The sequence below is a fragment of the Patulibacter defluvii genome (genome assembly GCF_034096925.1).
Lineage (GTDB): Bacteria > Actinomycetota > Thermoleophilia > Solirubrobacterales > Solirubrobacteraceae > Patulibacter > Patulibacter defluvii.
Genome location: NZ_JAWZSQ010000002.1, coordinates 182,372 through 206,630 on the forward strand (window position 1 = coordinate 182,372; position 24,259 = coordinate 206,630).

Here is a 24,259-nt window from a genome sequence, read left to right on the forward strand (position 1 = left end):
TCCCGCCCATGCCCGCCCGCCCCTCCTCGCCGACCGACGCCGTCCGCCCCCGTCTGGGGTGGGTCGACCTCGACGTCCAGGCGGAGCACCCCGAGCTGGTCCTGGTCAGCGTCGAGGTCGCCTGCGAGACCCGCCGCCGGAGCCCGCCGTGGGTCCGCCGGCGGCTCGACGAGCTGGCCACCCGGATCGGCGGCGCGCAGGTGCTGGAGCTGCGCCGGCAGGAGATCCCCGCCGCCTTCCGCGTCTTCTTCCGCCACATCGGGATCGACCCCGACGAGCGCCGGACGCCGATCGAGCAGGCCTACTACGAGCGGCTGCGACGGGGCCACTTCCAGTCCAACGGACTGCCGCGCGACGCGCTGCTGGCCGCCCTGGTCGAGACCGGCGTGCCGCTCTGGGCGCTCGACGCCGACACGATCGACGGCCCGCTCGGGATCCGGCCCACGATCGAGGGCGAGACCGTCGGCGAGGGCGTCCTGGCCACCCGCTCGCCGGCCGGTCGGCTGGTGATCGCCGACGCCACGCGCCCGGTCGCCGAGCTCTGCGGCGACCCGCTCCCCGCCCACGCGCCCGGCCGTCGCACCCGCCGGATGCTGCTCTACGCGCTGCAGATCGCCGGCGTCTCCTCGATGCACGTCCACGAGGCGCTGTGGACCGCGGTCGAGCTGCTCTCCGGCGACTGACGACCCGGCAGGTCATCGACCGCGGCTCGCCCCGGTGCTACGGTCGTCCTGGAGGTCGACGCGATGGTCGCGACGCGAGAGCGGCAGTGGACGGCAACGACGGTCGGGGCGGAGCAGCAGCGGGCCGCCCGGCGGACGCTGCGCGCCCAGATCGAGGCGCTCGAACGGTCGCTCGCGATCGCCCACGCCGAGCGCTTCCCGCACGACCTCAGCCCGATCCTCCACAGCCACCAGCCGGGCCAGGCGCACTGCCCACGGCTGCTCGGCCTCGGCGGCCTGGAGCGGATCCGCGACGACCTGGTGGCCGCCCACGCCGCCCTCGACCGCCAGCACGACGTGATCGAGCGCAACCGGGCGCTGCTGGAGGGGATGCGCGCCCACCCGGGCCGCCACCGCTTCCGCCGCCTGACCAGCGCCGACCTCGGCCAGCCGGGCTGCGAGGTCTACGAGGTCCGCCCGCGGCTGGGCGTGATCGGGCTGCTGACCGGCTGGTGGCGGGTCAAGGTCTCCTCCGGCTGCCCGTTAGGCCGGCCCCGGTCGGGGCCGACCCGAAGGACCCGCGCCGCTAGCGGGTCAGGCGCAGGGGCTGCGACTTGCGGCTCGACGTGAGGCCGGTCGCCGTCAGCGTCGCCCGCAGGCGGGTGCCGCTCTTGGCCTTCTTCAGCGGCCGCAGCGTGACCTTGAAGGTCTTCGACGTGCCCGCCTTGAGGGTCTTCTTGGTCAGCGTCGTGCGGCTGATCCGGACGCCGGCCGGGGCCTTCAGCTGGATCCGCACGCCCTTGGCGCTCGACCCGCCGGTGTTGGTGACCTTGACCTTGGCCGACACGACCTTGCCGCGGGCGACGCGCTTGAGCTTGCCCAGCTCGAGCTTCAGCTTGGCCGCCTTCGGCGTCGTCGGGTTGCCCGGGTTGCCGCCGTAGCTGCCGTCGCCGCCGACCGGGGCCGAGGGCACCAGGCCGGGCGCGCTGAGGGTGCCGGCGAGCCGGAACCCGGCCGGGGCGGGCAGCCCGACGCCGTTGTCGAGGTCCTTGCAGACCTGGGCGTCGCTGACGACCCCGCCGCCGTTGGTGGTCGCGCGCGACGCGGGCAGCGGCGCGGCGCTGATCCCGGACAGCGCCACGCGGCCGCTGGCCCGGTCGAGCGGCGAGCCCGCGTAGGCGACCGGCGCCGACGCGCCCTGGGCGTTCTTGGCCGGGACCGAGACGCTGCCGGTCGAGAAGCCGAAGGTCGCGCCCTCCATCACGCAGGTCACCGGGGCCGCGTGGTAGGCCGCCGGCAGGCCCTCGGCCCGGAAGCTGACCGTGAACGGGCCGCTGAGGCTGACCGTGCGGGCGTCGACGTCGAGCGTGCCGGTCAGGTTGCCGACCGCCGTGAAGGTGGTGGTGACGGTCGCGCCGCCGCCGCTCTGGACGTAGGGCGGGATCTGGACCCCAGCGGCGGGCACGGTGACCGTCCGCTTGTCGGCCGCGACGCTGCCGGTCAGCTTGCCCGGCGTGGCCCCGCTGGCGATCGCGATGTCGCGGACCGTCCCGGCCGTGAAGCGACCGTCCGTGATGTTGAAGGTCAGCGCCGTGTCCGCCGACGCCATCGGCGCCGCGGCCAACCCCGCCATCGCCACACCGGTGACCGCCAGTGCTGCTGTCCGCATGTCTTCCCCTCGAAAATCCGTTGTCGTTCCCGGACGTCGCCCGTGTCGACGCCGTACGAGACCCGTGTTCGGCGACGCTACCAAGCCGCCCCAGTCGATCCGCCGGTCGTGGACGGATGAGGGGCGGTTCGCGCGCGTCCGGCTGGACGCACGGTGACAGTATCGTCCCGGCCATGCGCCAGGTCGCCGAGGAGGTCTTCCAGCTGCCGCTGTCGCCGCGGTCGAGCGTCAACGCGTACCTGCTCGGCGACGTGCTGGTCGACGCCGGCTACCGGCTCCAGGCCGGCCGCGTCCTGGCCGCCGTCCGCGGTCGGGTCGTCAGCCGCCACGTCCTGACCCACGCGCACGTCGACCACGCCGGCGGCAGCCGCAAGGTCGTCGACACGCTCGGCGTCCCGGTCTTCGGCAGCGAGCGCGACCTGCCGTCGCTGCGCAGCGGCGAGGCGACGATGGAGGTCCCCGGACCGCTGCGGCGGCTGAGCGCGATCTACGCCGGCTTCCCGGCCCTGCCCGAGGCCCAGCCGCTGGCGATCGGCAGCGAGGTCGGCCCGGGGTTCGTCGTCCTCGACACGCCCGGCCACACCGTCGGCCACATCAGCCTCTGGCGCGAGCGCGACCGGGTGCTGGTCTGCGGCGACGTCATCAACAGCATGCACCTGCTGACCACGCGGCCCGGGATCCAGGAGCCGCCTGCGGTCTTCACGCCCGATCCGGCCCGCAACCGCGAGTCGATCCGAGCCCTCGCCGCGCTCGAGCCGCACGTGGTGCTGGTCGGCCACGGCCCGCCGGTGATCGACGCCTCCGGACCGCTGCGGGCCTTCGCCGACGCACTGCCCGCCGACTGAGCGCGGCCTCCGGTTGGCCGGCCAGCCAACCGCGGATACGCTGCGCCCATGAGCGATGAGCAGCCCGTGATCGTGGAGCGCCGCGGCGCCGTGCTCCTGATCACCATCAACCGTCCCGACCAGCGCAACGCCGTCAACAAGGCGGTCAGCGACGCGCTCGGCGGCGCGATCCGCCAGCTGGAGGACGACCCGGAGCTGGTCGTCGGCGTCCTGACCGGCGCCGGCAAGGGCTTCAGCGCCGGGATGGACCTGGGGGCGTTCGCCAAGGGCGAGTTCCCCTTCGACCCCGAGCGCGGGTTCGCGGGGATGACCCAGGTCCGCCCCGGCAAGCCGCTGATCGCCGCCGTCGAGGGCTTCGCGCTCGCCGGCGGCCTGGAGATCGCCCTCGCCACCGACCTGCTGGTGGTCGCCCGCGACGCGCGGCTGGGGATCCCGGAGACGAAGCGCTCGCTGGTCGCCGCCGGCGGGGCGCTGCGGCGGCTTCCCGAGCGGCTGCCGCTCGGGATCGCGATGGAGCTGGCCCTGACCGGCGACCCGATCAGCGCCGAGCGGGCCTACGAGCTGGGCCTGGTCAACCGGGTGGCCGAGCCGGGCCAGGCGGTCGCGGTCGCGCTCGAGCTGGCCGAGGCGATCGCCGCCAACGGGCCGCTGGCCGTCGCCGCCACCCAGCGGATCCTCCGCCAGCAGGGCGACTGGAGCGAGCAGGAGTTCTGGGTCAAGCAGGGCGAGCTGGCCGGACCGGTGCTGATGTCGGAGGACGCGCGCGAGGGCGCGACTGCCTTCAAGGAGAAGCGCACCCCGGTCTGGAAGGGCCGCTGAGGGCCGGCGGGAGCCGCTGCGGCCGGCCCGGCGCCGGCCGCAGCACAACGATCCGGTCCGCGGCGCGACGGACTGTCGCGGATGTCGGGTCAGATGCCGACGGGCTGTCGTTTCCCCCTGGTACCTGTCGTGACGTTACGGTCGTCCCGTGGGCAGTACACGTGCATGCGGAGCCGCGGTGATGCCCACGCACCATCCGGCCACCAGCGTCCACGGGGACACGCCATGACCGCCAGCCAGACCGCCGCCCAGCCCACCCCGTCCGGCGCCGCGGGCGCCGGAGGCGACATCCGCCTCGAGCGGATCAGCAAGCGCTACGGCGAGCAGGTCGTGATCGACGACCTCTCGCTCGAGATCGAAGCAGGCGCCTTCTACGCGCTGCTCGGCCCTTCAGGCTGCGGCAAGACCACCACCCTGCGGATGATCGGCGGCTTCGAGCTGCCGACCGCCGGCCGGGTCTTCCTCGGCGGCCAGGAGGTCAGCGGCCTGCCGCCGCACAAGCGCAAGGTCAACACGGTCTTCCAGTCCTACGCGCTCTTCCCGCACCTGACGATCGCCAAGAACGTCGCCTTCGGCCTCGAGCGGGCCAAGGTCCCGAAGAACGAGATCCGGACCCGCGTCGCCGAGGCGCTGGAGACGGTCCAGCTGTCGCACCTGGCCGGCCGCAAGCCGGCCCAGATCTCCGGCGGCCAGGCCCAGCGCGTGGCGCTCGCGCGGGCGCTCGTCAACCGCCCCCGCGCGCTGCTGCTCGACGAGCCGCTCGGCGCGCTCGACCTGCGGCTGCGGCGCCAGCTCCAGATCGAGCTGAAGCGGATCCAGCAGGACGTCGGCATCACCTTCATCCACGTCACGCACGACCAGGAGGAGGCGATGAGCATGGCCGACACGATCGCCGTCATGAACGGCGGGCGGATCGAGCAGGCCGGCGGCGCCAGCGACCTCTACGAGCGGCCCGAGACCGCGTTCGTGGCGAACTTCCTCGGCAAGTCGAACCTGATCGAGGCGACCCTCGGCCGCGTCGACGGCGAGTTCAACCGCGTGACGACCCACGACGGCGCCGAGCTGCTGCTGCTCCAGCACCGGATCGGCGACCTGGCCGGCGGCCCGGTGCGGATCGGGGTCCGGCCCGAGAAGCTGCTCGTCGTCCCCGCCGGCGAGGACCCGCCCCCCGGCAGCAACGTGCTCCGCGGGCGCGTGATGGTCAGCTCGTTCCTCGGCGTGACCGTCGAGTACCTGGTCCGGACCGAGGGCGGCGACGAGGTCACGGTGATCTGCCAGAACGACACCGGCGACCTCGAGGCGAACCTCGGAGCGGGCCATCCCGTCACGCTGGCCTGGGACCCGCGCCACACCTTCGTCGTGGAGGGGGAGGCTCGTGGCTGAGGACCGTGAACGGATCGAGGGCGCGCTCGACCGCTTCCTCGCCGAGGACCGCTCCTCCCGCCGGCGCTTCCTCGGCCGCGGGGCCGGCGCCGCGTTCCTGGCCTCCGGCCTGGCGACCGCCCTGACCGCCTGCGGGATCGAGGGCACCGCGGCGATCTCGCCCGCGCAGCTGGCGAAGGAGGCGGCGTCGGTCAACCATCCGAAGCAGAAGATCGGCGACTGGGTCTTCGCCAACTGGCCGCTCTACATGGACAAGGCGGTGATCAAGGACTTCGACAAGCGCTACGGCGGCAACTGCAAGTACGTCGAGGAGATCAACGACAACGACGACTTCTTCGGCAAGGTCCGCAAGCAGCTGGCGGCGGGCCAGCCGATCGGCCGCGACATCGTCGTGCTGACCGACTTCATGGCCGCCAAGTGGGTGCGGGCCGGTTACGCGTCGCCGATCGACAAGCGCAACGTCCCGAACGCGAAGAACATCGTCTCGAACCTGAAGACGATCGCCTACGACCCCAAGCGCGAGTTCACGCTGCCGTACCAGTCGGGCGCGGTCGGCCTGGGGTACAACATCAAGGAGACCGGCCGCGAGCTGAAGAGCCTGAAGGAGTTCTTCAACCCCGAGTGGCGGGGCCGGGTGACGATGCTCAACGAGGCCTACGACTCGGCGGGCACCGTGATGCTGATGCAGGGCAAGGATCCGTCGAAGGCCAAGCTCGACGACCTGCTGGAGGCGATCGAGCTGCTCAGCAAGCAGCGCGAGAAGGGCCAGTTCCGCAAGTTCACCGGCAACGACTACACGACCGACCTGGCCAAGGGCAACGTCGCGGTCGCGCTGGTCTACTCCGGCGACCTGGTCCAGCTCCAGAGCGACAACCCGGACGTGCGGTTCGTCTACGCGGAGGAGGGCTCGATGCTCTTCACCGACAACCTGATGCTGCCGACCAAGGTCGCGCACCCCTACGCGGCCGAGACGATGTTCAACTACCTCTACGAGCCCGAGGTCGCGGCCAAGCTCTGCGCGTACATCAACTACCTGAGCCCGGTCGACGGGATCCGCCCGATCCTCGAGCGGACCGACCCGGACATCGCCAAGAACGAGCTGATCTTCCCGCCCGACGACGTCCGCGCGCGGCTGCACCCGTATCCGCCGCTGACCGTCGCCGAGGAGCAGATCATGAAGGCCGCGATGTCCGACGTGACGGGGAGCTAGTCCGATGACGCCTTCGCTCCGCCAGCGGCTGCTGCCGCTCTGGTTCGCCGGCCCGGCGCTGCTGTGGCTGGTGATCTTCTTCGCCGTCCCGCTGGTCAACCAGCTGTCGGTCTCGCTGATGAGCGGCGACTCCGAGGTCGGCTACGACCTGACGTGGTCGTTCTCGGTCTACTCCGACGCGCTCTCCCGCTACGGCGACCAGTTCCTGCGCTCGGTGCTCTACGCCGGCACGGCAACGGTGATCGACCTGATCATCGCCTTCCCGCTGGCGTACTTCATCGCCTACAAGGCCGGGCGCTTCCGGGCCTTCTGGCTGCTGATGGTGGTGATGCCGTTCTTCGTCTCGCAGGTGATGCGGACGGCGGCCTGGAAGCTGATCATCAACGACAACGGCGCGCTCGTCGGGGTCCTCCGCGACATCGGCCTGATCGGGACCGACGGCCGCCTCGACGCGACCAGCGGGGCGGTGATCCTGGGCATTTCGTACAACTTCCTGCCCTTCATGGTGCTGCCGCTGTTCGCGACCCTGCAGCGGATCGACCGGCGGCTGATCGAGGCGGCGACCGACCTCGGCTGCAGCCGGCTGACGGCCTTCCGCAAGGTGACCGTGCCGCTGGCGATCCCCGGCATCTTCGCCGGCTCGCTGCTGGTCTTCATCCCCGCGGCCGGCGACTTCATCAACGCCAGCATCCTCGGCACGCCGAACACGACCATGATCGGCAACGTCATCCAGAACAAGTTCATCACCGTGCTCGACTACCCGACGGCGGCTGCGCTCTCGTTCATCCTGATGACCGCGATCCTGATCCTGATCGCGATCTTCGGACGATTGCTCGGCACCAAGACCCTCACCGAGGCGGCGGCCTGACATGGCGACTTCGTCGATCACCACGCCGGCGGGGCCCGAGGCCCCGGCCGCCGGCCCCCGCCGTCAGCGGCTCCAGGGCCGCGACTGGGCGCTCGGCGTCTGGTCGCTGCTGGCCATCGTCTTCCTGATGGCGCCCGTGATCTTCATGGTCGTCTTCGGGTTCAACGACAACCAGGGCCGCTTCAACGTCGACTGGCAGGGCTTCACGCTCAAGCACTGGTCGGACGCGTTCTCCAACAGCGAGCTGACCGACGCGCTCAAGAACTCGCTGACGATCGCGCTGATCTCGACCTTCGCCGCGACGACGCTGGGCACGTTCCTGGCGCTGGCGCTCGGCCGCTTCCGCTTCCGCGGCAAGGCGGCGACGGAGATGTTCGTCTTCGTGCCGATGGCCACGCCCGAGGTCGTGATGGGAGCGTCGCTGCTGGCGATGTTCCTCGTGATCGGCGTCAGCACCGGCTACGTGACGATCGTCCTCGCGCACATCATGTTCTCGATCTCCTACGTGGTCGTGACGGTCCGCTCGCGGCTGGCGGGCATGGATCCGCACATCGAGGAGGCGGCCAAGGACCTCGGCGCGGGCGAGCTGACGACGTTCTTCCGGGTGACGCTGCCGATGATCCTGCCGGGCGTGCTCTCGGCCGCGGTGCTGGCGTTCGCGCTCTCGCTCGACGACTACGTGATCACGGCCTTCAACAACGGCCAGACGACGACGCTGCCGCTGTTCATCTTCGGCGCGGCCCGCCAGGGCGTCCCGCCGACGGTCAACGTGCTGTCGACGATCCTGCTGCTGACGGTGCTGATCCTGATGGGGCTCAACCTGCTGGTGCAGCGCCGGATCGCCAAGCGCGAGCGGGGCGGGGCCGTCTGAACCGGGGCCGGTGACGGGCCGGGGGCCGCGATCGGCGGTCCCCGGCATCCGCCACCGGGGCGAACGGGCAGGGGGCGGACTTCGTACATCGGGAGCGCCCGACCACGCCACCGCCCGGGCATGCTCGTGCGGTGACCGATCGACCCCCACGCATCGTCGCCCTCGGCGGGGGCGGGTTCTCGATGGAGCCCGACAACCCCCTGATGGACGATTTCGTGCTGGAGCTCTCCGGTGCGGAACGGCCGAGGATCTGCTTCCTGCCCACGGCGTCGGGCGACGCGGACCACTACGTGGTGCGTTTCTACCGCCGCTTCGGGGCCGGGCGCAGCGAGCCCTCCCACGTCTCGCTCTTCCGCCGCGACCGCAGCGCCGGCGCGGTCGAGGGCGACATCGAGGCCCACCTGCTGTCCCAGGACGTGATCTACGTCGGCGGCGGCTCGCTGCTGAGCCTGCTCGGGACCTGGCGGGCCCACGGGCTCGACCGCACGCTGCGGCGGGCGTGGGAGCGGGGCGTGGTCCTCTGCGGGCTCTCGGCGGGGTCGCTCTGCTGGTTCGCGGACGCGGTGACGGCGTTCCACGGGCCGAGCCAGCGGGTGGCCGGGCTGGGGCTGCTGCCGTTCAGCAACTGCGTCCACTACGACGGCGAGCCGGAGCGGCGGGCGGCCTACCGGGCGATGGTCGGCGACGGGCTGCGGGCGGGCTACGGGGTCGAGGACGGGGCGGCGCTGGTCTTCGCCGGCAAGCGGCTGGGGGAGGTGGTGACGTCGAAGCCCCGGGCGACGGCCTACGAGGTCCGGGTCGGAGACGACGGCGAGGTCGCCGAGCGGGCGCTGCCGGCGCGCTTCCTGGGGACGGGCGGGGGCGCGCCGCGACGGGCCGAGGTCGAGGCCGTGGCGGCGTGACCGGCGGACCGATCTTCTGCATGGGCGGCGGCGGCTTCACGATGGAGCCGGGCCGGCCCGCCCTCGACGCCTACGTGCTGGCGCTGGCGCCGGTGGCGCGGCCGCGGGTGCTGTTCCTGCCGACGGCGAGCGGCGATCCGCGCGACCAGGTGGAGAAGTTCTCGCGGCTGTTCGGCTCGTGGCCCTGCCGACCGCGGGTGCTGTCGCTGTTCGACCTGGGGGGTCTGGAGGAGTCGCTGGAGACGCTGATCCTGGGCCAGGACGTGATCTACGTCGGCGGCGGGTCGATGCGCAACCTGCTGGCGCTGTGGCGGGCCCACGGGGTCGACGAGCTGCTGCTGGAGGCGCACCGCCGGGGCACGGTGCTGGCCGGGCTGAGCGCCGGCGCGATGTGCTGGTTCCGGGGCGGGGTCTCGTGCTCGACCGGCGCACCGGAGCCGATCGACGGCCTGGGGCTGCTGGAGGGGTCGTTCAGCGTCCACGCCAAGCAGGTGCCGGAGCGGGCGCGGGTCCAGCACGAGGCGATCGCGTCGGGACGGCTGCCGGACGGCTGGAACGCCGACGACTGGTGCGGGCTGCTGTTCGTCGACGGCCGGCTGGAGGAGGCGGTGGCCAGCCGCGCGGGGGCGGGGGCCCGGCGGATCGAGCGGGGGCCGGACGGTGCGGTGATCGAGACCGCGCTGCCGGTGCGGATGCTGGAGCCGGTGACGAGCGAGCTGGTCGCCGACGTCGCCGAGCGGCGGACGGGGAGGACCTACGCGCCGCTCGACGTCCGCGACGAGCTGCGGGCGGTGCGGCGGATCCGCGAGCGGGCGCTGGCGTCGCGGGGGCGGCGGGCGGGATAGGCCCGCGGGGGGTCCGGCGCCGGGGCGGCCTCCGGGCGCGCGATGCGCGCGGAGGCCGCCCCGGTCCGGCTAGCGGCGGGTCAGCTTGCGGGCCTTGCGGACCAGGTCGACGGCGCCGGCGATCTGGGTCCGGATCAGCTCGGGATCGACCTTCGGGATCGCGGGCACGTTGCGGCGGCGGCGCGAGCGGCTCGACTTCGCGGCCGGGGCGTCCTGGCGCGGGGCGGCGGCCGGCTCGGCCTTGGCCTTGGGGGCCTCGGCCTTCGGGGCCTCGGCGACCTTCTCGGCCTTGGCGGCGGCGGGCGCGGCGGGGGCCTCGGCCTTCGCCTTGGCGGCGGCCGGCTTGCGGGTCCGCTTGGCGGCGGGCTTCGCGTCGTCGGCCTTGGCGCTGCTCTTGGCCGTGGCGGCCTTGGCGGTCGCGCCCTTGGCGGCCGGCTTGGCGGCGCTCTTGGCGCGGGTGCTCTTGGCCTTGGGGGCGGCCTCGGCCTTGGCCGGCGCGTCGGCCTTGGCCGCGGTGGCGGCCGCCGCGGTGCCGCGGGTGCGCTTGCGGACGGGCTTGCCGTCGGCGTCCTTGGCGGTGGTCTTGGCGGCGGCCTTCGGCGCACCGCTGCGGGTGCGCTTCGCCTTCGGGGCGGCGCCGCCGCCGATGCCGTCGAGCCAGCCGTCGGCCAGCTCGACCTTGGCGCGGGCGCCGGTGCCGGTCACGGTGACCGGGACGGTCGCGCCCTCGAGCGCGTCGCGGATCTCGGCGGGGACGGTCACGCGCTTGGTGACCTCGCGGTCGTCGGACAGCCGCAGGCGGACCTGGGCGGCGGTCGCGCGGACCACGGTCGCGGTGGCGGAAGCAGCGTCAGAAGCCATAGGAGCGCGAGATGCTACGCGGTGGCCGGCGGCCGCGTCTGGTTGCGGGGCACCACGACCTTCGGCGTCCCAGGTGTCGTGGGCCTCAGGCGGCGATCGGGGGCTCGTCGCGAACGCCGTCGAGGGTCAGCACCAGCCGCCGCGGGCCGCCGTGGTCGCGGTGCTCGCAGAGCGTGATGCCCTGCCAGGTGCCGAGCGCGAGCCGGCCGCCGGAGACGGGGATCGTCAGGTCGGGACCGAGCAGGGCGGTCTTCACGTGGGCGGGCATGTCGTCCGGGCCCTCGAGGGTGTGGGTCCAGGGACCGTCCTCGGGCACCGCGTCGTCGAACCAGCGGCGCAGATCGACGCGGACGTCGGGACTGGCGTTCTCGTTCAGCGTCAGCGCGGCCGAGGTGTGGGTGCAGAAGACGTGCAGCCGTCCGACGCGGAAGCCGGACAGCTCCGGCAGGGCGGCCAGGACCTCGTCGGTGATCAGGTGGAACCCGCGCGGGCGGGGACGCAGGTCGAGGGCGCGCTGGAGCCAGGCCATCGGGCGATGGTCGCACGACGCTTGGCGCGTTGACAGTCATGACGCGGGCCGGGGAAGATCCGGGCGCCCGTCGGCGTCGTTAGGAGAACGATGGCTCGCTCCGTGCTGGATCCCAAGCGCCTGCTGTCCCCGGTCGACCTGCCCCGGTGGCCGGCGCTGCTGCTGGCGGCGAGCGCCGTGGCGGTGGCGGTCGGGGCCTACGAGCACGCGCACCTGTTCCACCACGACTACGGCACGCCGCTGATCCGGACGCTGTTCCTGCTCAACGCGATCGCCTCGCTCGCCACGATCCTGCTGCTGGTCGTGCGCCGGCTGCTGCTGTACCTGGCGGGGGCGCTGGCGATCAGCGTCGGCTCGATCGTCGCGATCATCCTCACCCACAGCTCGCACGTGCTCGGCTTCTACGAGGCCAGCTGGACGACCGAGGCGAAGATCACGATCGCGGCCGAGGTGGTCGCGGTGCTGCTGGCCGTGGCGGCGGCGGTGGTGGGGCGGGAGGCGCTGCTGAGCGGGCTGGGGGAGGGCGAGGGGACGCCGGCGCCGCTCGCCGGTCGCCTGCGGGCGCTGGCCGGGGTCGCGGCGGTGGTCGTGCTCGGCGGGGCGATCGCCGGGATCGCCCAGGGCGGGCCGCCCGGCAGCGACGCGCCCGCGCCGACCCGCGCCGACCGCGACGCGGCGGCCCAGAGGATCGCCGCGCTCGGCGCCACCGCCCGCCGCGGCCGCGCGGTCTTCACCGGCGACGCCGGCTGCGGCGGCTGCCACCGGCTGGCCGACGCCGGCACCAGCTCCAGCGTCGGCCCCGACCTGGACCGCGCCCTCCGCGGCGCCGACGCCAAGGAGATCCGCGAGGACATCGTCGCGCCCGACGCCGAGATCGCGCCCGGCTTCCCCAAGGGCCTGATGCCGGGCGACTTCGGCCAGCGGCTCTCCCCGAAGCAGCTCGACGACCTGGTGGCCTACCTGACCGCGGCGGCGGGGGGCTAGGGCTTGAACCAGAGGTTGTTGGTGGCGCTGACGGCGAAGCCGTTGACCGTCGCGAGGCGGTAGCTGCCGTTGACGACGGCGTTCATCGGGAGTGTCGGGCACGCGGTCGAGGAATCCTTGACCAGCGTGCCCGCGTTGCTGAGGACGATCCGCGAGCCGCCGGCGTCGTTCACCCACTGGATCGGGCCCGTCAGGGTGCCGTTGTAGGTGGCGCCGCAGGCCATGGCGATGCTGACCCCGGAGATCGCGCTGTCGTAGGGCCCGCCGATCGGGTTGACGGCGTAGGGGGCGATCGTCAGCGGCGTGTCGCCCGTCCAGCCCGCGCTGACGGGAGCCGGGGTGGCGGGCCCGACGCAGCCGGTGAACGACCCGCTGGTGGCCTTCAGCGTGGCGCTGGCGCCGCCGACCGTCACCCCGGCCATGCTCGCCGAGCAGGTCAGGGCGAGCGCTCCCGAGGTCGACTTGATCTGGATCGAGGGGCTGCTCGCGGTGAACGTGGTGCCGGGCGGGACCGTGGCGCCGAAGGCCGAGTACGAGAGGCTGTACGGCCCGTCAGCGCTGGCCGTGGCGGGCAGGCCGAGGGCGAGCGTCGCGGCCGCGAGGGCCGCTGCGGGGATGCGCATCGTTGCTCCTGACGATGGGGGGATCCCAGCAGAACAGATCTGCAAACGTGTGTCAAGAACATCTCTATGTGCATACCGCAGCCGCAACGACGACGCCCGGCCATCGGGCCGGGCGTCGCGGGACCTGCGGGCTATCGGCGGCGTGGCGCCGTCTAGCGGTTCCCCGGCGACCGCTTGGGGAACTGCGAGACCGGCACCGAGGTGTCGAGCGCGGTCTTGACGATCCGGTTCTGCTCGATCGTGTGGGCCGCCGGGTAGCCCTCGCCCGGGCTGGCCCGCTCCGGGCGGCCGACGTAGCCGAGCGCCAGGTGGTCGGGCAGGATCTGCTGGAGGCGGGGCGACATGTGGGCCCGCGGACCCATGTTGCGCGGCTCCTCCTGGACCCAGACGACCTCGCGCAGGTTCGGGTAGGCGTTGATCAGGTCGCGCAGGCCCTCCTCCGGGAAGGGGTAGAGCAGCTCGACGCGGCCGATCGCCACCGAGGGGTTGTCCTGGCGCAGCTCGTGGCCCTTGAGGTCGTAGAAGATCTTGCCGGTGCAGAGCACGAGCCGGGTGACCGCGCTCGGGTCGACGCCGGGCTCGCCAAGCACGGGGAAGAACTTCGTGTCGGAGAGGTGCTCGATCCGGTTGCGGGCCTGGGGCAGGCGCAGCAGCGACTTCGGCGTGAAGACCACCAGCGGCCGTGCCTTCTCGATCAGGGCCTGGCGCCGCAGCAGGTGGAAGTACTGCGCCGGGGTGGTCAGGTTCGCGACCCGGATGTTGCCCTCGGCCGCCAGCTGCAGGAAGCGCTCGATCCGGCCCGAGGAGTGCTCCGGCCCCGCGCCCTCGTAGCCGTGCGGCAGCAGCATCGTCAGCCGCGAGGTCTGGCCCCACTTGGCCAGGCCGCTGACGATGAACTGGTCGACGATCACCTGGGCGCCGTTGACGAAGTCGCCGAACTGGGCCTCCCACAGCACCAGCGCCTCGGGCGCCTCCTGCGAGTACCCGTACTCGAAGCCGAGCGCGGCGACCTCCGACAGCGGGCTGTTGTACAGCTCCATCGGGGCCTGCGCGCCCGGCAGGTTGGCGATCGGCGAGTAGGCCGCGCCGGTCTTCGCGTCGTGCAGGGTCAGGTGCCGCTGGCTGAACGTGCCGCGCTGGACGTCCTGGCCGGTCAGGCGGACCGGCACGCCCTCGCGCACCAGCGAGGCGTAGGCCAGCTGCTCGGCGTGCGCCCACTCGATCCCGCCGTCGGGGCCGAGCGCGTCGCGGCGCTTCTCCAGCTGCTTGGCCAGCTTGGCGTTGACCGTGAAGCCCTCCGGCACCGTCAGCAGCTGCTCGTTCAGCTCCCGCAGCGTGCCCTGGTCGACCTTCGTCGCCGGCTCCTCGGACCGCGAGCGGTCCATCAGGTAGGTGCCGGTCGCCGAGGTGTCGATCGTGCCGCCGGCCTCCTGCCACTCCTTGACCTTCTGCTTGACGCCCTGGTGCAGCTCGACCAGGTGGTCGTTGAAGGCGGTCCGCGTGCCGTCGACCTCCTCCTTCGTCAGCACGCCCTCCTCGATCAGCCGCGCGGCGTAGAGCTCGGAGACCCGCGGGTGCTTCTTGATCAGCCCCGCCATCAGCGGCTGCGTGTAGGCCGGCTCGTCGGACTCGTTGTGGCCGTAGCGGCGGTAGCCGATCAGGTCGATCAGGACGTCGTGGCCGAACTCCTGGCGGAAGGCGAACGCCAGCCGCGTGGCGGCGATGCAGGCCTCCACGTCGTCGGCGTTGACATGGATGATCGGGACGTCGAAGCCCTTCGCCAGGTCGGACGACCAGCGGGTCGAGCGGCTGTCGCTCGGCTCGGTGGTGAAGCCGATCTGGTTGTTGAGGATCAGGTGGACGCTGCCGCCGACCCGGTAGCCCTCGAGCGCCTGCAGGTTGAGCGACTCGGCCACGACGCCCTGGCCGGGGAAGGCCGCGTCGCCGTGGATGATGATCGGCAGCGCGACGTCCTCGTCGCGGGGGCCGGCGGCCTGGCCGCGGTCGGTCTGGGCGGCGCGGGCGGCGCCCATCACCACCGGGTTGACGAACTCCAGGTGCGACGGGTTGCTCTCCAGCACCACGCCGATCGACTTGCCGTCCGGCAGCTCGTAGCGGCCGCTGGCGCCGTGGTGGTACTTGACGTCGCCGGTGCCGCCCTGGAGGTCCTGGGTGACGGTCTTCGCGGCGGCGATCACCGAGCCGCCCTCGAACTCGGTGAAGAGCGCGTCGTAGGGCCGGCCGAGGTTGTGGGCCAGCACGTTCAGCCGGCCGCGGTGGGCCATGCCGAGGACGACCTCCTGGGCCCCGGCGCGGGCGCCGGCCAGGTGGATCAGCTCGTCGATCACCGGCACGGCGATGTCGAGGCCCTCGATCGAGAAGCGCTTCTGGCCGAGGTAGGCCTTCTGCATGAAGCGCTCGAACTGGTCGACCTGGATCAGGCGGTTGAGCAGGCCCTTCTTGCTCTCCGGCGAGAGGTCCTTGCGGAACTCGCCCGACTCGATCTTCTCCCGCAGCCAGACCCGCTGCTCGTTGTCGGAGATGTGCTCGACCTCGTACGCGATCGTGCCGCAGTACGTGTCCTTGAGCTTCGGCAGCACGTCGCCGAGCGTGTCGCCCGAGACGTAGGTGCGCAGGATCTTGGCCGGGATGTCGGCGAGCAGCTTCTCGGTCAGGCCGAGCTTGCCGAGGTCGATCCCGATCTGGGCCGAGATCTCCTCCGCCGTCTTGTCGCGCTCGGTCTCGAGCGGGTCGAGCCGCGCCAGCAGGTGGCCGTGGCTGCGGATCGCGCGGATCAGCGAGGTCGCCGCCTGGACGCCCTGCAGCAGCTCGAGCGAGGGCGCGGCCCCCGGGGCGCCGGCGACGGCCGGCACCGCGCCGGCGGCGAGGGCGCCGATCTTCGGCTCCGGCTTGGCGATCGCCGGGCCGAGCGTGGCGCCGAGGTCGGCGAAGGCCTGCTCGTAGAACTCGTGGCCGCCCTGCAGGTACTCCTCGACCGTCTTCAGGAACTCGCCCGACTGGGCGCCCTGGATGATCCGGTGGTCGTAGGTCGAGGTCATCGTCATGACCTTCTCGGCGCCGATCAGCTCGCCGACCTCGCCGAGCCCGACCGGGTAGGCGATCGAGCCGGTGGCGACGATCGTGCCGTTGCCGGTCATCAGCCGCGGGACCGACGCGACGGTGCCGATGCCGCCCGGGTTGGTCAGCTGGACGTTGGCGCCCTGCAGGTCCTCGGGCGTCAGCTTGTTGTCGCGGGCACGCGCGATCAGGTCGTTGAAGGCGTCGAGGAAGCCGTCGAAGCCGAGCCGGCCGGCGTCCTTGATCACCGGCACCATCAGCGTCCGCTTGCCGCGCCGCTCGACGTCGACCGCGATCCCCAGGTTCACCTGGCCGTGGTCGACGAGGATCGCGTTGCCGTCCTCGTCCTTCTCGTAGGTGTGGGCCATCACCGGCATCGTCTCGGTCGCCGCGCGGGCGATCGCGTAGCCGATCAGGTGGGTGAAGGAGACCTTCTGGCCGGCGGCCTTCAGCTGCTTGCGGCGGCCGTCGAGGGTCGTGATCGTGATCGTCCGGAACGAGGTCGCCGTCGGGGTGGTCAGCGACTCCTCCATCCCCTTGGCCAGCGCGTTGGCCCCGCCACGCAGCGGCGTGCGGGTGACCGCGGCGGCGGAGCGGCCGCCGTTGGCCTTCGCGTCGAGCACGTCCTCCTTGAGGATCCGGCCGTTGGGGCCGCTGCCGGTGACGGCGCTGAGCGAGACGCCCTCGGCGGCGGCGGCGCGGGCGGCGACCGGCGACGCCTTGACGTCGGCGGGGACCTCGGCCTCGGTGGCGGCGGCGGGCGCGGCGGCGGAGGCCCCGCCGTTGCCCGCGGCCGCGGCGGCGGCCGGCGCGGCGGCACCGGAGCGGATCCGGCCGATCACCTCCTGCGGGTGGATCGTGTCGCCGTCGGCGAACAGCTGCTCCTCGAGCACGCCGCCGGTCGGGGCGGGCAGCTCCATGTCGACCTTGTCGGTCGAGACCACGACGACGTCCTGGCCGTCCTCGACGCTCTCGCCCGGCTGGACCAGCCACTCGAGCAGCGTCGCCTCGGTGACCGAGTCGCCGGCCGACGGGGTGACGATGTCGACCAGCTGACCGCCGCCGGCGGCGCCGGCCCCGCCGTCGCCGTTGCCGTTGGCGGAGGCGTCCGGGGCCTGGGCGGCGGGCGTGGCGGCGCCGCTGCCGTTGGGGTCGATCTCGCCGACGACCGAGCCCGACTGGACGGTGTCGCCCTCCTGGGCGTGGACCGCGACGAGCACGCCCGAGGCGGGGGAGGGGATCTCCGCGTCGACCTTGTCGGTCGAGATCACGACGAGGTCTTCACCCTCTTCCACCGCGTCGCCGGGCTGCTTGAGCCATTCGAGGACCGTGCCCTCGGCGACCGACTCGCCCATCTGCGGGAGGGTGACCGGGACCGTCGTGCCTGTTGCCATGAGACATCGAACCTAGCACTTGCCCGGGCGGGCGGCCGTGGGGTAGCGCACGCGGTGAACGCCCTGTTGCGAACGGGTGATGGGCTGCGACCACCGGCCGCCGCCGCGGTCGCCCTCCACCCGGTCGTCGGGGGTCGCCGCGGGCGGCGGCGTCTCGCGGGTGAGACTCAGCCCTCGGCGAGGCGCGTACGACGTCGCTGCTCGACCACGAAGCCGACCGAGCCGACGAACGGTCCGACCGCCCCGACGACCGCGACGCAGACCGCCAGCCAGAGCGGGATCACGCGCGCCCGCAGCGCCAGCACGGTCAGCACGCACATCAGGATCCAGCCCCAGCCGTGCCCCCAGCCGAGCGCGGTCTTGAGGCCGCTGTCGACGCCGCCGATCCAGCAGCCGAGCAGGCCGAGGTAGATCGCCGAGTGGGCGAACGAGAGCCACTTCATGACCCCGAACGGGGGTGCCCAGCCGCGGGCGGTCCGTCGCTCGGGCACCCGTCCGAGGCCGCGTCCGAAGGCGCTCATCCGGCCGCCTCGATCATCCGCGCGAGCGCCCGCAGCGGCAGCTCGACGTGGTCCGGCCAGGTGTCGATGTCGGCCGGCCACCACTCGTGCTCGTCGTGCTCGGGGTCGCGCTCGACCTCGGCGCCCGGCGGCAGCCAGGCGACGCCGACGAACATCACGACCTCGTTCGGCAGCAGCAGCAGCGCCTCGCCGCGGAGCCGCTCGGCGGTCACGCTCCACTCCTCCCGCAGCTCGCGCTCGAGGGTGTGCATCGGCGACTCGCCGACGTCGACCGCGCCGCCGGCGCCGAGCGTCCAGCGCCCGGCCCAGGTGGCGACCCAGTCGGCCCGCCGGCCGGCCAGCCAGCGGCCGTCGTGGCTGCGGACCACGCACTGGCCGGTCATCGAGCGGGCGGCGCCGCCCGGCAGCAGCCGCAGCGCCCAGCGGATCGGCTGCAGGTCGAGGTGGAGCCGGCCGTGCTCGTCGACGCGGTGGCCGGCCAGCCGGGTCGAGAGCCCGTCGTGGCTCGGCGAGCTGCGGGCCTTCAGCGCCGCGATCGCCTCGTCGGCCGCGGCGACGACGTCGGCGGTCGGCTCGTAGGGCGCGTCGGTCCAGCTGAACGACACGTCCTCGCGCGACCAGGGGCCACGCGCGAGGAAGGTCGGAGCCGGGGGCATGACCCACGATCCTAAGCGAGCGCGCGCCGGTTGGCACCGCCGCGGTACCAACCGGCGCGCGGCCGGCCGATCGATCAGGCGGCGGCCTCGGTGACCGCCAGCCGGACCCCGAAGGCGCGCCGCACCAGCGCGGCCTGGCCCTCCGCCGCCCAGCGCGCGACCGGCGCGCCGTCGGGCCCGCAGCGCAGGTGAAGGGTCAGCTCCTCGCCGTCGCGGCGGCACTCGACGCGGCGGACGGCCTGGTCGTGGCCGCGCTCCATTCCCTCGGCCAGCCGCAGCAGGGCGGAGATCCGCTCCAGCCGGCGCTCGTCCTCCTCGCTCGCCAGCGCCCGGAACGGCTTCATCGTCGGCGTGCCCTTGCGGTGGTAGCGGATCGCCTGGCCGACGACGGCCGTCTCCGGCGGCGAGAAGCCGGGCAGGCCGTTGGTCACCACCAGGTAGCGGCCGTGCTTGTGGTGGTCGTCGTAGCCGACCGCCATCCCGATGTCGTGGAGCGCGGCGGCGGCCGAGACCAGCCGCCGCTCGCCGGGGTCGGCGGCGTGGACGCCGAGCTCGCCGAGCTGGTCGAAGAGCGACAGCGCCAGCCGCTCGACGTGGTCGCTGTGGGCGGGGTCCTCGTCGTAGCGGGCGGCGAGGTTGCGGACCGCGGCGTCGCCGACGTCGGGGTAGCGGGAGCCCTCGGTCGCCGCCGCCAGGTGACGCTCCAGGAAGACGCCCTCGCGGAGCCCGAACTCGGTCGCCTCGACCGCGTCGAGCCCGGCGACCCGCAGGACCGCGTCGATCGTCACCGCGGCGGCCAGGATCACGTCCGCGCGCGAGGGCTTGATGCCGTCGACCGACCGCCGCTCCTTCGCCGGCAGCGCGGCCAGCTCCTCGATCAGGTCCTCGAGCGTCGCCCGCCGGACCAGCACGCCCTGGACGCCGAGGTCGGTGCTGCCGTGGCGGTGCTGGACGGCGGCGGCGAGGTTGCGGACCGCGCCGCCGACGCCGACCAGCCGGTCGCCGATCTCGCCGACCCACGGGGCCTGGGTCAGCTCCTGCTCGACGTGCCGGCGGAGCGCCTTGAGCTCGGCCTTCGTCGCCGGCCCGTCGCCGGCCAGGAACCGCTCGGTGGTGCGGACGGCGCCGAGCGTCCACGAGCGCGCCTCGCCCGCCCGCCGGTCGCGGGTGCGGACCAGCTGCAGCGAGCCGCCGCCGATGTCGAGCACGCCGCCGTCGACCAGCGTCGTCGAGTTGACCGCGGCCAGGTAGCCGTAGGCCGCCTCCTGCTCGCGGCTGAGGACCCGCGGGTTGAGGCGGCTGATGTCGCGCGCCTGGTCGAGGAACGCGGCCTGGTTGGGGGCCTCGCGGATCGCGCTGGTGGCGACCGCGTCGATCCGGTCGGTGGTCAGGTCGTGCGAGCGGCAGAAGTGGTCGAAGAGCTGGATCGCGGTCAGCGCCCGCCGCAGCGAGCGCGGCTGGAGCTCGCCGGCCGGCCCCAGCTCGGCGCCGATCCGGACCGGCTCGTAGAGCTCGGCGGTCTGCCGCCAGGCACCGCCCGGGACCCGCTGGGCGCCGGGGTCGACGGCGAAGACGACCATCCGGAAGGTGTTCGAGCCGAGGTCGACGATCGCCCGCCGGCCGGGCTGCGACGGCGGGAGCGCCGCCGTGGTCGTGGTCGGGGTCGGGGACGGGCCGGCGTCGGCCGGGAGCGTCAGGTCGGGGCGCACCGGCGCCGCCTCAGGCGGGGTCCTCGATCAACTCGATCCGGTAGCCGTCCGGATCGCGCACGAAGCAGAGCAGCGAGCCGCCCTCGCGGACCCGGTAGGGGGGCTTCTCGGGCGTGATCCCCTGCGCGGCGAGCCCGGCCAGGGCGGCCTCGATGTCGGGCACGGAGATCGCGATGTGGCCGTAGCCGCTGCCCAGCTCGTAGCCGTCGACGCCGTGGTTGTAGGTCAGCTCCAGCCGCGGACCGTCGCCGGGCAGGCCCATGAAGACGTTGATCGCCTCGTCGCGGATCGGCATCCGCCGCAGCTCCTCGAAGCCGAGCGCCTCGTAGAAGGAGACCGACCGGTCGATGTCGCCGATCCGGTAGCAGGTGTGGAGCAGGCCAGCCATCGCCCGCGAGGGTACCGGCCCCCGCGGAGGTCCACGAGCCGCCGCGCCCGATCTGCGAGCATCGCGCCCATGGCCGAGCTGGTGGTGGAGCGGATCGAGATCCCGAGCTTCGTCGGGAACTCCTACGTGATCGGGACCCCGGGCGGAGCGTGCGCGTTCATCGACGCCGGCGCCGACGCGGCGAAGATGACCGAGGCGGCCGCCCGCCACGGGATGACCCCGGCAGCGGTGCTGCTGACCCACCACCACTACGACCACGTCTCGCAGCTGGAGGAGATCCTCGACCGGATCGGGCGGGTCGACGTCCTGATCCACGAGCTGGAGCAGCCGCTGGCGGAGGAGTTCGCCACCGGCTTCACCGGCAACGTCGAGGACGGCGAGACGATCCGGATCGGCGACCAGCTGGAGCTGCGCGCCGTCGCCACGCCCGGCCACACCGCGGGGATGCTGAGCTTCGTCGGCCACGGTCACGTCTTCACCGGCGACACGCTCTTCCGCGAGTCGGTGGCGGGCGTCCGCGCCCCCGGCCACACGACCTTCGAGGACCTGCGCTCGTCGATCCTCGACACGCTGCTGGCGCTGCCCGACGAGACGATCGTCGTCTCCGGCCACGCCGATCCGTCGACGATCGGCCACGAGCGCGAGCACAACCCCTTCGTGCGGGTCTGGACCGGGCTCGACCCCGAGGGCGACGAGCCGGTGATCGTGGCGCTGCCGGGCGACGACGGCGAGGAGGCCGAGCACGAGGTTCGGCTGGTGCTGGAGGCGCGCGACTACGACGGCGGCACCAAGTGCTGGATCCGCTGGCCGGACGAGGCCGACGACCTGGTCCCCGGATCGCGCGTGCGTCGCCCGTAACCTCTCATCGATACGGCGCTTGGCTCGTTGTATCGCGAGCCGGGCGCGGTGACGGTCGTGCCCGCCGGTAGGATTCCGCGCATGCCGGCGCCGCGACGGAGGAAGCGAGACGACGAGGCGATCCCGACGTCGCGGGTGAAGCGCGCCGCCTCGATCGGACGCCTCGCCGCGTCAGCCGCGGCGCGCGAGGGCGCGACCCGGGTCGGCAACGTCGGCCGCAGCGACGAGGAGAAGGGCCTGCGCCTCTCCAAGCAGCAGCTGCGGACCGCCGAGCAGATGGTCGACGTGCTCGGGACGATGAAGGGCGCGGCGATGAAGGTCGGCCAGGTGCTGAGCTTCATGGACGTCGGCCTGGTCCCGCCGGAGCACCGCGAGGAGTTCCAGGCCAAGCTCTCGAAGCTGCGCGACATGGCGCCGAACGTGGCGTTCAAGGACATGCGCAAGGTGATCGAGCGCGACCTCGGCGACAAGCTCGGGAACGTCTTCGCCGAGTTCGACGAGACGCCGATCGGGGCCGCCTCGATCGGCCAGGTCTACCGCGCGCGGCTGCACGAGAAGCCGGACGGCTGGGCGACCGACGAGGCCGCGGTCAAGGTCCAGTACCCGGGGATCGACGCCGCCGTCCGCGCCGACCTCCAGAACCTCGGGATCATCCTGCGGCTGGCCAAGACGCTGGCCCCCGGGCTCGACGTGCAGGCGGTCGGCGACGAGATCCGCGAGCGGACCGAGGAGGAGCTGGACTACGAGCTGGAGGCCGCCAACCACCGGCGGATGGCCCGGCTCCACCGCCACCACCCGTTCGTGGTGATCCCCGGCGTCGCGACCGAGCTCTGCGGCAAGCACGTGATCGTCACCGAGTTCGTCCGCGGCGAGGGCTTCGAGCAGTGGAAGGGCAAGAGCCAGGAGGAGCGCAACCGCCTGGCCGAGATCGTCTTCCGCTTCTACTACGGCGGCGTCTGGCGCGACGGGCAGTTCTCGGCCGACCCGCACCCCGGCAACTCGATCCTGCTGCCGGACGGCCGGGTCGCGTTCTTCGACTTCGGCCTCTTCCACCAGATCACGCGCGAGATGGTGGAGAACCAGGCGCAGGTGGTGCGGCTGGCGCTGCAGCAGGACGGCGAGGGGCTGCTGCGGCACCTGAAGGAGATCAAGTGGGTGCCGGAGTCGGCCGGCTTCTCAGCGCAGGACGCGCAGGAGCTGGCCGAGCAGCTGGTCTGGTTCGCGATCGACGACGAGGAGGCCCGGCTGAGCCAGGACCACGTCGCGAAGATGGTCTTCGAGGCCACCGACCCCCGCTCCGAGTACTGGGGCAAGACCCGGCGGGCGACGATCCCGGCCGAGTACCTGATGTCGATCCGCCTGGCCGGGATGGCGATCGCGGTCTGCAGCCAGCTCGACGCCAGCCTCAACTACCACCGGATCGTCCGCGAGTGGCTGTTCGGCGGCGAGGCGGCCAGCGACCTCGGTCGCCAGGAGGCCGCCTGGCTGGAGCAGCGCGGGCGCTGACGCTCGGGCTGGTCAGGCCGTCTCGGCGACCGCCAGCAGCGGGTCGCCGACGGCCACCGCGCCCGGCTCGACGACGGCCAGGTAGACGCCCGCGCAGGCCTGGTTGGCCTGGCCGATCCGGCGCAGGACGGTCGGCGCGTGGGGCAGCTCGTCGCCCTGGGCGCGGGTCGTCATCACGCAGCGCTCGGTCCGCTCGGTGACCCGCAGCAGGGCGTCGCCGACCCGCAGGTGGCGGCCGATCCAGCCGTCCTCGGCGAAGTCCGGGCCGCCGGGCGCGGGGGCGACGACCAGGTTCGGCCGCAGCCGCATCGGGTCGAGCGGCGAGCCGTCGGGACCGGGCAGCGCGTCGAGCGTGCTGGTGGTCACCAGGTGGACGGGGGCGGCGTCGTGGTGGCGGCCCCAGCGCTCGCCCTGGTCGCCGCGGTCGAACCGCAGCGGGCGGCCGAGGTGGTCGGAGAGCAGCGCGTCGGCCTCGGCCGTGCCGGCGGTCGCCTCGCGCCCGTCCGGGAGGGTGACGACGACCACCGACGGGTCGCTGGGACCGGCCGGCGGCGGGGTCCCGTCGCGCGGCGGGCGGTGGTCGGCGACCGTGGTCGGCCCCAGCTCGGCGGCGGTCCGGGCCCGCAGGTCGAGCATCCCGTCGACCAGCAGCCAGCGCTTGCGGTCGGCCTTCGCCGACGCCCACCGCCGCTGCTCGTCGAGCAGCGCCCACTCACGGTCGCCGGCGACCCCGGCCGGTCCCAGCCAGGCCCGCGTCAGCCGCTCGCCGCGCATCGACTTGACGGGAAAGCGGTGCAGCGAGGTGACGGTCCCGAGCGGCTGCGCCATCGGACGGAGGCTACCCAGGCCGAGCCGGGCCCCGCCCGAACCGGCGTCATCCGACGCCGGTGTCCGGAGCGGATCGACGCCAGTTCGGGAGCGGACGGGCGGGATGACGCCGGTTCGGCCGACGTCGAACTGCGTGCATCTGCAATCATTGCCCCTTGGCACGACGCCTCCAACGACTCCACGAGAGCCGGGGCGTCCCCTGCCCGAACCGCTCACGGCGCGTACGCCGTGACGCGGCGCCCGCCGGACC

General features: G+C 73.3%; 23 protein-coding genes. 13 read left to right on the forward strand and 10 right to left on the reverse strand.

Features of this window, described 5'->3' with window-relative positions; translation table 11 throughout:
• Positions 1-8: 8 nt before the first annotated feature.
• Both SH587_RS02970 and SH587_RS02975 read left to right on the forward strand, forming a co-directional pair.
• Positions 9-683, forward strand: coding sequence for a hypothetical protein (locus tag SH587_RS02970; protein WP_320669070.1), 675 nt, complete (start codon positions 9-11; stop codon positions 681-683).
• Positions 684-746: 63 nt separating this feature from the next.
• Positions 747-1,292, forward strand: a complete 546-nt coding sequence (locus SH587_RS02975) for a hypothetical protein (protein WP_320669071.1) — start codon at positions 747-749, stop codon at positions 1,290-1,292.
• On the opposite strand, the gene SH587_RS02980 is transcribed toward SH587_RS02975, so the two are convergent.
• The gene (locus SH587_RS02980; protein WP_320669072.1) at positions 1,249-2,331 is read right to left on the reverse strand and encodes an NEW3 domain-containing protein; all 1,083 of its coding nucleotides are present in this window, start codon (positions 2,329-2,331) and stop codon (positions 1,249-1,251) included. The genes SH587_RS02975 and SH587_RS02980 overlap by 44 nt on opposite strands.
• Positions 2,332-2,504: 173 nt before the next feature.
• Here SH587_RS02980 and SH587_RS02985 point away from each other — a divergent pair, with 173 nt between their 5' ends.
• The 8 genes from SH587_RS02985 to SH587_RS03020 all read left to right on the forward strand — a co-directional run bounded on the left by SH587_RS02985 (position 2,505) and on the right by SH587_RS03020 (position 10,074).
• Complete coding sequence (locus SH587_RS02985) at positions 2,505-3,176, forward strand: MBL fold metallo-hydrolase (RefSeq protein WP_320669073.1); 672 nt, start codon at positions 2,505-2,507, stop codon at positions 3,174-3,176.
• Positions 3,177-3,224: 48 nt separating this feature from the next.
• Entirely contained in the window at positions 3,225-3,995 is a 771-nt protein-coding gene (locus SH587_RS02990; protein WP_320669074.1) for a crotonase/enoyl-CoA hydratase family protein, read from the forward strand.
• Positions 3,996-4,220: 225 nt separating this feature from the next.
• A complete protein-coding gene (locus tag SH587_RS02995; RefSeq protein WP_320669075.1) occupies positions 4,221-5,378 on the forward strand; it encodes an ABC transporter ATP-binding protein in 1,158 nt (385 codons plus the stop codon).
• A complete protein-coding gene (locus SH587_RS03000; protein WP_320669076.1) occupies positions 5,371-6,588 on the forward strand; it encodes a polyamine ABC transporter substrate-binding protein in 1,218 nt (405 codons plus the stop codon). The genes SH587_RS02995 and SH587_RS03000 overlap by 8 nt, the downstream gene beginning before the upstream one ends.
• Before the next feature lie 4 nt (positions 6,589-6,592).
• Positions 6,593-7,456 carry an ABC transporter permease gene (locus tag SH587_RS03005; protein ID WP_320669077.1) on the forward strand — a complete coding sequence of 288 codons (864 nt, stop codon included), beginning with the start codon at positions 6,593-6,595 and terminating at the stop codon, positions 7,454-7,456.
• 1 nt (position 7,457) lies between these two features.
• Positions 7,458-8,327 (forward strand): ABC transporter permease, encoded by an 870-nt coding sequence (locus SH587_RS03010; protein WP_320669078.1) that lies wholly within the window; start codon positions 7,458-7,460, stop codon positions 8,325-8,327.
• A gap of 131 nt (positions 8,328-8,458) precedes the next feature.
• A complete protein-coding gene (locus SH587_RS03015; RefSeq protein ID WP_320669079.1) occupies positions 8,459-9,229 on the forward strand; it encodes a Type 1 glutamine amidotransferase-like domain-containing protein in 771 nt (256 codons plus the stop codon).
• Positions 9,226-10,074: a Type 1 glutamine amidotransferase-like domain-containing protein gene (locus SH587_RS03020; protein ID WP_320669080.1), complete on the forward strand. Its 849-nt coding sequence runs from the start codon at positions 9,226-9,228 to the stop codon at positions 10,072-10,074. Before SH587_RS03015 ends, SH587_RS03020 begins: the two co-directional genes overlap by 4 nt.
• Before the next feature lie 69 nt (positions 10,075-10,143).
• On the opposite strand, the gene SH587_RS03025 is transcribed toward SH587_RS03020, so the two are convergent.
• Positions 10,144-10,935, reverse strand: coding sequence for a hypothetical protein (locus SH587_RS03025; RefSeq protein WP_320669081.1), 792 nt, complete (start codon positions 10,933-10,935; stop codon positions 10,144-10,146).
• Positions 10,936-11,020: 85 nt separating this feature from the next.
• Positions 11,021-11,464, reverse strand: a complete 444-nt coding sequence (locus SH587_RS03030) for a secondary thiamine-phosphate synthase enzyme YjbQ (protein ID WP_320669082.1) — start codon at positions 11,462-11,464, stop codon at positions 11,021-11,023.
• Between the two features lie 90 nt (positions 11,465-11,554).
• Here SH587_RS03030 and SH587_RS03035 point away from each other — a divergent pair, with 90 nt between their 5' ends.
• Positions 11,555-12,448: a c-type cytochrome gene (locus tag SH587_RS03035; protein WP_320669083.1), complete on the forward strand. Its 894-nt coding sequence runs from the start codon at positions 11,555-11,557 to the stop codon at positions 12,446-12,448.
• On the opposite strand, the gene SH587_RS03040 is transcribed toward SH587_RS03035, so the two are convergent.
• The 6 genes from SH587_RS03040 to SH587_RS03065 form a co-directional block, all read right to left on the reverse strand.
• Positions 12,445-13,071 carry a hypothetical protein gene (locus tag SH587_RS03040; RefSeq protein ID WP_320669084.1) on the reverse strand — a complete coding sequence of 209 codons (627 nt, stop codon included), beginning with the start codon at positions 13,069-13,071 and terminating at the stop codon, positions 12,445-12,447. The two genes, SH587_RS03035 and SH587_RS03040, sit on opposite strands and share 4 nt — an antisense overlap.
• Before the next feature lie 152 nt (positions 13,072-13,223).
• The gene (locus tag SH587_RS03045) at positions 13,224-17,543 is read right to left on the reverse strand and encodes a multifunctional oxoglutarate decarboxylase/oxoglutarate dehydrogenase thiamine pyrophosphate-binding subunit/dihydrolipoyllysine-residue succinyltransferase subunit (protein ID WP_320669085.1); all 4,320 of its coding nucleotides are present in this window, start codon (positions 17,541-17,543) and stop codon (positions 13,224-13,226) included.
• A 167-nt stretch (positions 17,544-17,710) separates the two neighbouring features.
• Positions 17,711-18,064: a hypothetical protein gene (locus SH587_RS03050; RefSeq protein WP_320669086.1), complete on the reverse strand. Its 354-nt coding sequence runs from the start codon at positions 18,062-18,064 to the stop codon at positions 17,711-17,713.
• Positions 18,061-18,720, reverse strand: coding sequence for an NUDIX hydrolase (locus SH587_RS03055; protein ID WP_320669087.1), 660 nt, complete (start codon positions 18,718-18,720; stop codon positions 18,061-18,063). The genes SH587_RS03050 and SH587_RS03055 overlap by 4 nt, the downstream gene beginning before the upstream one ends.
• Before the next feature lie 74 nt (positions 18,721-18,794).
• Positions 18,795-20,429 (reverse strand): Ppx/GppA phosphatase family protein, encoded by a 1,635-nt coding sequence (locus tag SH587_RS03060; RefSeq protein ID WP_320669088.1) that lies wholly within the window; start codon positions 20,427-20,429, stop codon positions 18,795-18,797.
• Positions 20,430-20,439: 10 nt separating this feature from the next.
• Entirely contained in the window at positions 20,440-20,817 is a 378-nt protein-coding gene (locus SH587_RS03065; RefSeq protein WP_320669089.1) for a VOC family protein, read from the reverse strand.
• Positions 20,818-20,886: 69 nt separating this feature from the next.
• Between SH587_RS03065 and SH587_RS03070 the strand changes: the two genes are divergently transcribed.
• Together SH587_RS03070 and SH587_RS03075 are read left to right on the forward strand one after the other, a co-directional pair.
• The gene (locus tag SH587_RS03070) at positions 20,887-21,675 is read left to right on the forward strand and encodes an MBL fold metallo-hydrolase (protein WP_320669090.1); all 789 of its coding nucleotides are present in this window, start codon (positions 20,887-20,889) and stop codon (positions 21,673-21,675) included.
• A gap of 81 nt (positions 21,676-21,756) precedes the next feature.
• The gene (locus SH587_RS03075; RefSeq protein WP_320669091.1) at positions 21,757-23,181 is read left to right on the forward strand and encodes an ABC1 kinase family protein; all 1,425 of its coding nucleotides are present in this window, start codon (positions 21,757-21,759) and stop codon (positions 23,179-23,181) included.
• A 12-nt stretch (positions 23,182-23,193) separates the two neighbouring features.
• On the opposite strand, the gene SH587_RS03080 is transcribed toward SH587_RS03075, so the two are convergent.
• Entirely contained in the window at positions 23,194-24,009 is an 816-nt protein-coding gene (locus tag SH587_RS03080; protein ID WP_320669092.1) for an MOSC domain-containing protein, read from the reverse strand.
• Positions 24,010-24,259 lie beyond the last annotated feature (250 nt).